The organism is Streptomyces sp. NPDC048825 (assembly GCF_043198355.1).
GTDB lineage: Bacteria > Actinomycetota > Actinomycetes > Streptomycetales > Streptomycetaceae > Streptomyces > Streptomyces xiangluensis.
On sequence record NZ_JBICUR010000027.1, the window covers coordinates 97,927 to 104,099 of the forward strand.

General features: G+C 72.6%; 4 protein-coding genes and 1 pseudogene. 4 read left to right on the plus strand and 1 reads right to left on the minus strand.

The window, feature by feature from the left end; genetic code table 11:
- Positions 1-14: 14 nt before the first annotated feature.
- From ACGFNK_RS42330 to ACGFNK_RS42340, 3 genes are all read left to right on the plus strand, one after another.
- Positions 15-647, plus strand: a complete 633-nt coding sequence (locus ACGFNK_RS42330; RefSeq protein WP_386343433.1) for a YigZ family protein — start codon at positions 15-17, stop codon at positions 645-647.
- A gap of 238 nt (positions 648-885) precedes the next feature.
- Positions 886-2,049 (plus strand): exonuclease SbcCD subunit D, encoded by a 1,164-nt coding sequence (locus tag ACGFNK_RS42335; RefSeq protein WP_393425661.1) that lies wholly within the window; start codon positions 886-888, stop codon positions 2,047-2,049.
- The gene (locus ACGFNK_RS42340) at positions 2,046-5,045 is read left to right on the plus strand and encodes an AAA family ATPase (RefSeq protein ID WP_393425664.1); all 3,000 of its coding nucleotides are present in this window, start codon (positions 2,046-2,048) and stop codon (positions 5,043-5,045) included. The genes ACGFNK_RS42335 and ACGFNK_RS42340 overlap by 4 nt, the downstream gene beginning before the upstream one ends.
- A 57-nt stretch (positions 5,046-5,102) precedes the next feature.
- On the opposite strand, the pseudogene ACGFNK_RS42345 reads toward ACGFNK_RS42340, so the two are convergent.
- Positions 5,103-5,216, minus strand: a pseudogene (locus ACGFNK_RS42345) (Lrp/AsnC family transcriptional regulator); the annotation flags it as partial.
- Between the two features lie 207 nt (positions 5,217-5,423).
- Here ACGFNK_RS42345 and ACGFNK_RS42350 point away from each other — a divergent pair.
- Complete coding sequence (locus ACGFNK_RS42350) at positions 5,424-5,852, plus strand: hypothetical protein (RefSeq protein ID WP_393425667.1); 429 nt, start codon at positions 5,424-5,426, stop codon at positions 5,850-5,852.
- The last annotated feature ends 321 nt before the right edge of the window (positions 5,853-6,173 follow it).

Here is a 6,173-nt window from a genome sequence, read left to right on the forward strand (position 1 = left end):
CATACGCTGGCCCGATGCAGGACGAGTACCGCACGGTGCCCCGCGCAGGCGTGCACGAGACCGAAGTCAACCGCTCCCGCTTCCTGTGCGCGCTCGCCCCGGCGGCCACCGAGAAGGAGGCCCAGGAGTTCATCGCGGCCGTACGGAAGGAACACGCGGACGCCACGCACAACTGCTTCGCGTACGTCATCGGTGCCGACGCCTCCGTGCAGAAGGCGAGCGACGACGGCGAACCGGGCGGCACGGCCGGCGTCCCGATGCTCCAGATGCTGCTGCGCCGCGACCTGCGGTACGTCGTCGCCGTCGTCACCCGCTATTACGGCGGCGTCAAGCTCGGCGCGGGCGGACTCATCCGCGCTTACGGGGGAGCGGTGGGCGAGGCCTTGGACGCCCTTGGCACCATCACACGTAAACGTTTCCGTCTGGCCACCGTCACCGTTGACCACCAGCGGGCCGGCAAGGTGCAGAACGACCTGCGGTCTACCGGGCGCGAGGTACGCGACGTCCGCTACGGAGAGGCCGTCACCCTCGAGATCGCCCTCCCGGACGCGGACGTGGAGGCGTTCCGGGCGTGGCTGGCCGATGCCACGGCGGGAACGGCGGGGTTCGAGCTGGGGGGAGAGGCGTATGGGGACGCCGGCTCATGACGGTGACGGTTCCGGGGTGAGCTCCTCCTCGCCGCCGATCGCCGCCGCCAGCGTGCCGCCGTACTTGGCGTCTGGTCAACAGTCTCAAGGGCGTCTCCGCCCGCCTGCTCAGGAAGGAGTACAGCAGGCACGTGCGCCGCTACCGGTGGGGCGGACACTTTCGGTCCGGCTCTGGGCGCGGGGCCGATACGGCAGTAGCCGCCCGTGATGTCCGACCCGGCCGTTAGTCTCGGGGATCATGAGGCTGCTGCACACTTCCGACTGGCATCTCGGCCGGGCGTTCCACCGGGTGAACATGCTCGGTGCCCAGGCCGAGTTCATCGGCCACCTGGTCACGACCGTGCGCGAGCGCGGGGTGGACGCGGTGGTCGTGTCGGGGGACGTGTACGACCGGGCGGTGCCGCCCCTGGCCGCGGTCGAGCTCTTCGACGACGCCCTTCACCGGCTGGCCGACCTCGGTGTGCCGACGGTGATGATCTCCGGGAACCATGACTCGGCGCGCAGGCTGGGAGTGGGAGCCGGGCTGATCGACCGCGCGGGCATCCATCTGCGGACCGAGCCTTCGGCGTGCGGCACGCCCGTGGTGCTGGCCGACGCCCACGGCGACGTGGCCTTCTACGGGCTGCCGTATCTCGAACCAGCCCTGGTGAAGGACGAGTTCGGGGTCGAGAAGCCCGGTCATGAGGCGGTGCTCGCGGCGGCGATGGAGCGGGTCCGCGCCGACCTCGCCACGCGAGCGGGGGGCACCCGCTGCGTCGTCCTCGCGCATGCCTTCGTCACCGGCGGCGAGGCCAGTGACAGCGAGCGGGACATCACGGTGGGCGGGGTCGCCGCCGTACCGGCCGGGGTCTTCGACGGGGTCGACTACGCGGCGCTCGGTCATCTGCACGGCAGCCAGACCATCACCGAGCGCGTGCGCTACTCCGGCTCCCCGTTGCCGTACTCCTTCTCGGAGGCCGACCATCGCAAGAGCATGTGGCTGGTCGATCTGGGAGCGGACGGTTCGCTCGACGCCGAGCGGATCGACTGCCCCGTACCGCGCGCTCTCGCCCGTATCCGAGGGCAGTTGGAGGACCTTCTGGCCGACCCGGAGCTGGCCCGGCACGAAGAGGCGTGGGTCGAGGCGACCCTCACCGACCCGGTGCGCCCCGGCGACCCCATGGCACGGCTCAGCGAGCGCTTCCCGCACACGCTGAGCCTTGTCTTCGATCCCGAGCGGGCGCCCGACGACCCGGACGTCTCGTACGCCCGGCGGCTGGCGGGACGCAGCGACCAGGAGATCGCGGAGGACTTCGTGGCCCATGTGCGCGGCGCGGGACCCGACGCGCGCGAACAGGCCGTGCTCCGTGACGCGTTCGACTCCGTACGCGCGGACGAGGCCGTCCACGAGGTGGCCCGATGAGGCTGCACCGGCTGCACATGACCGCGTTCGGCCCCTTCGGCGGGGCCCAGGCGGTCGACTTCGACGAGCTGTCGGCCGCCGGGCTCTTCCTGCTGCACGGGCCGACCGGCGCAGGCAAGACCTCGGTGCTGGACGCGGTCTGCTACGCCCTGTACGGGTCGGTGCCGGGCGCCCGGCAGAGCGGCCAGGGCATGACGCTGCGCAGCGACCACGCCGCGCCCGTCACCCGTACCGAGATCCGGCTCGAACTCACCGTCGCCGGGCGGAGGTTGGAGATCACCAGGCAGCCGCCCTGGGAGCGTCCCAAGAAGGGGAACCGGCCGGGCACAACCGTCGACAAGGCGCAGAGCTGGCTGCGCGAGTACGACGCGTCGGCGGGCTCCTGGAAGGACCTCAGCCGCTCCCACCAGGAGATCGGTGAGGAGATCAAGCAGCTGCTCGGCATGAACCGCGAGCAGTTCTGCCAGGTCGTACTGCTGCCGCAGGGCGACTTCGCGCGCTTCCTGCGGGCCGACGCCGAGGCCCGCGGCAAGCTCCTCGGCCGCCTCTTCGACACCCGCCGTTTCGCGGCCGTCGAGCAGCGCCTGGCCGAGCTGCGGCGCGCCGCGGAGGCCCAAGTACGCGAAGGAGACGCGGAGTTACTCGCTGACGCGCACCGTATGCAGCAGGCCGCCGGGGACATCGTGGAGCTGCCGCTGCCCGACGTGGCCCCCGGAGACCCGGGGCTCGCCGAGTCCGTACTGTCCTGGGCCGCGATCGCCCGCAGTACCGCACGCGAACGGTTCACCGCCTCGCACTGCGCCCAGAAAGCCGCCGAGTCGGCGCAGTCGGAGGCGGATCGCGTTCTCGATGACGTACGCGAAGTGGCGCGGTTGCAGCAGCGGTTCACCGAGGCGCGGGAGCGGGCCGCGCGCCTGGAGGAGCACTCCGGTGCGCACAGGGAGGCCCGGGCGCGGATGGAGCGTGCCCGCAAGGCCGAGGCCGTGGCGCCCGCGCTGTCCCTGCGCGACGCCGCGGAGGCCGAGCACCGGCGGGCCGCGGCCGACGAGACACACGCGCGTGCGCTGATCCCGGAGACCTTCGCCGACGCCGGCGCCAGTGGCCTCGCGGCTGCCGCACGCAAGGCCGCCGAGGAGCTGGGCGGCCTGGAATCAGCCCGCCGGGCCGAGCACCGGCTGGCCGAACTCGCCACCGAGCGCGAGGCGTTGGACCGCCAGGAGCGCGCCGACGAGGACGTGCTCCAGGATGCGGAGAGCTGGCTCGCCTCCTGGGAGACCACCCGCGCCGGGCACCAGGCGCGCATCGAATCGGCGCAGGAGGCAGCCACTCGCGCCGAGCAACTCGCCGTACAGCGCGAGCCCGCCCGGGCGCGGCTCGAGGCAGCGCGGCTGCGGGACCAGCTCGCCGGCGACACGGACGACGCCCACGCGCGCGTGCTCGCCGCGCGGGAGCACGCCGCCGACGCCCGCGCCCACTGGCTCGACCTCAAGGAACAGCGCCTGAAGGGCATCGCCGCGGAACTCGCCGCCGCTCTCGTGGACGGCGAACCCTGCGCAGTCTGCGGTGGCACCGAACATCCGGCGCCCGCCCGGAAGATCGCCGGACACATCGATCAGCAAGCCGAGGAGGCTGCGCTCGTCGCCCATCAGGAGGCCGACGAGCAGCGCGCCGAGGCCGAGCGGCGGCTCGGCGTCGTACGCGAGGCGCTGGCCGCGGCGACCGCCGAGGCCGGCGACGCTCCCACCGTGCAACTCGCCGAGCAGGCCGAGGAGTTGGCGCGGCAACACGCCGAGGCGCGCGCAGCCGCCTCCGGTCTGCACGCGGCGAGTGAGGCGCTGAGACAGGCCGAGCGCGAGCATGAGCGGCGGCTCGCCGCCCATCAGGAAGCCGCGCTGCGCGCCGCCTCACGCGCCGCGCGCAGGGAGACCCTCGACCGCGAAGGGGCAGGGTTGGCGGAGGAGTTGGCGCAGGCCAGGGGCGCCGCGGGCAGCGTATCCGCGCGGGCCGCGCAACTGGAGCGGCAGGCGGCGCAGTTCACCGAGGCCGCGGACGCCGCGCGCCTCGCGGCGGACACCGCGCAGCGGCTCAAGGACGCCGACGCGCGACTCGCCGACGCGGCCTTCCGCGCCGGGTTCGACACGCCGCAGGCCGCGGCAGCCGCGCTCCTCGACGACGCGGCTCACCGCGATCTCCAACGGCGGCTCGACGCCTGGCAACAGGAGGAGGCAGCCGTACGGGCCGTACTCGCCGAGGCCGACACCGCCGAGGCCGCCCAGCGGCCGCCCGCCGACCTCGCCGCCGCGGAACAGACCGCCGCCGACGCCGCCCGCCGGGCCCGCGAGGCCGCTTCCGCCCGCGACGCCGCCGCCCGGCGCTGCACCGAACTCGACCGGCTCACCCACCGGGCGACCGCGTCCGTGCGCCGACTCGGTCCGCTGCGCGAGGAGTACGACCGCGTGGCCCGCCTCGCCACCCTCGCCGCGGGCACCTCCGCGGACAACGAACGCAAGATGCGCCTGGAGTCCTACGTCCTCGCCGCCCGCCTGGAACAGGTCGCCGCCGCCGCGACCGCACGCCTGCAGCGCATGTCCTCCGGCCGGTACACCCTCGTTCACTCCGACGACCGCGCCGGACGTGGCCGCAGCGGCCTGGGACTGCACGTCGTCGACGCCTGGACCGGCCGCGAACGCGACACGGCGACACTCTCCGGCGGCGAGACCTTCTTCGCCTCCCTCGCCCTGGCGTTGGGCCTCGCGGACGTCGTCACCGACGAGGCGGGCGGCGTCCGCCTCGACACCCTCTTCATCGACGAGGGCTTCGGCAGCCTCGACGACCAGACACTCGACGAGGTACTCGACGTCCTCGACTCGCTGAGGGAGCGTGACCGCAGCGTCGGCATCGTCAGCCACGTGCCGGATCTGCGGCGCCGCATCCACGCCCAACTGGAGGTGGTGAAGGGGCGGTCGGGGTCGGTCGTACGGCAGAGGGGGCGGTGATCGGTCGGGCGGTGCGGTGACGGGGGCCGCGACCGATGACATGGCACGGCAGCGGGATCAGTGGCCGATGGGACGCCGGGGCAGCGGTGACGAGTACACGACGCTCGTGGTCACCGAGCCGAGGGTGCCGAGCTTGCCCGTCACCTCCTCCAGGCACCAGCGCGGCCTAGCGCCGCTGCTCGGTGCTTGCCAACCCGCCCGCTGCCGTAACTCGACCATCACTCGCGCCCACGCCCCGTACTGGGTCGCGGAGGAGGACGACCTGACAGCCCTGTCCAAGGACCAACGACTGTCGCCGCCGAACCGGGAGGTGGTCTTGATCCGCCTCGCCGACGTCCGGCGCATCACCCGCGCACTCGACGAGGAAGGCACCGCCTGATGCCGGTATCCGCGGCGTTCGCCGAGAAACTGAGAGCAGCCAAGTCCCGGCTGCTGGCCGGTGAACCCATGCACACCGACGGCGCCCTCACCAAGGAGAACCTCGCGCGCGAGGCCCAGGTCAGCCACGCAACGGTGCACCGCGCCGAGGACATCCTCGCCGAATGGGACGCCCAGGTCGCCCGCCCCGTGCTGCGCACGCCTGGCGAGGTCCGGCGCGACGAGACCATCGCCGAGCTACGCAAGCAGGTGAGGGAAGTGCGCACCCACGCCACCGAACTCCAGGGGAAACTCGATGCCCTCGCCACCGTCACGGCCAACCTCTACGCCGAGAACCTCGTACTGAAGAAACGGCTCGGCCGCACCCGGCTCGCCGCCCTTCCCACCGAGGTAGGAACCACCGCTGACAGCCGCTCTCGCCGCGACTGAAACGAGCACCGCGTATTCACCCTGAAGCCCCGACAAACGCCCGGATCAGGTGGGAGTCCGTACACCACTTCCCTGAACGTAACCTCAAGGGGCCCTTTCTTCCGGCACCCAATGCAGGTCTCCGGTCAGCGCGGCCGCATTCCAGTGGCTGACAATGCCGGCAGTTGTCAGCTGGAGGAAAAGGGCGGGAAGGGCGGCGGCCCTCTGCCGGCGTTCATGGAGCCGAGGGCCGCCCGCTTCTTGCGGGCCCGAATTGCACGGTGCGCGGTTTCACTCCGCTTCGCCGTGTCTCCTTGTGGCCCTCGGCTCAATTCCATAGAA

Bases quoted from the DNA above. Each gene is read 5' to 3' on its own strand.
- ACGFNK_RS42350 (WP_393425667.1), top strand. From the start codon at position 5,424: ATGCCGGTATCCGCGGCGTTCGCCGAGAAACTGAGAGCAGCCAAGTCC.
- ACGFNK_RS42335 (WP_393425661.1), top strand. From the start codon at position 886: ATGAGGCTGCTGCACACTTCCGACTGGCATCTCGGCCGGGCGTTCCAC.
- ACGFNK_RS42340 (WP_393425664.1), top strand. From the start codon at position 2,046: ATGAGGCTGCACCGGCTGCACATGACCGCGTTCGGCCCCTTCGGCGGG.
- ACGFNK_RS42330 (WP_386343433.1), top strand. From the start codon at position 15: ATGCAGGACGAGTACCGCACGGTGCCCCGCGCAGGCGTGCACGAGACC.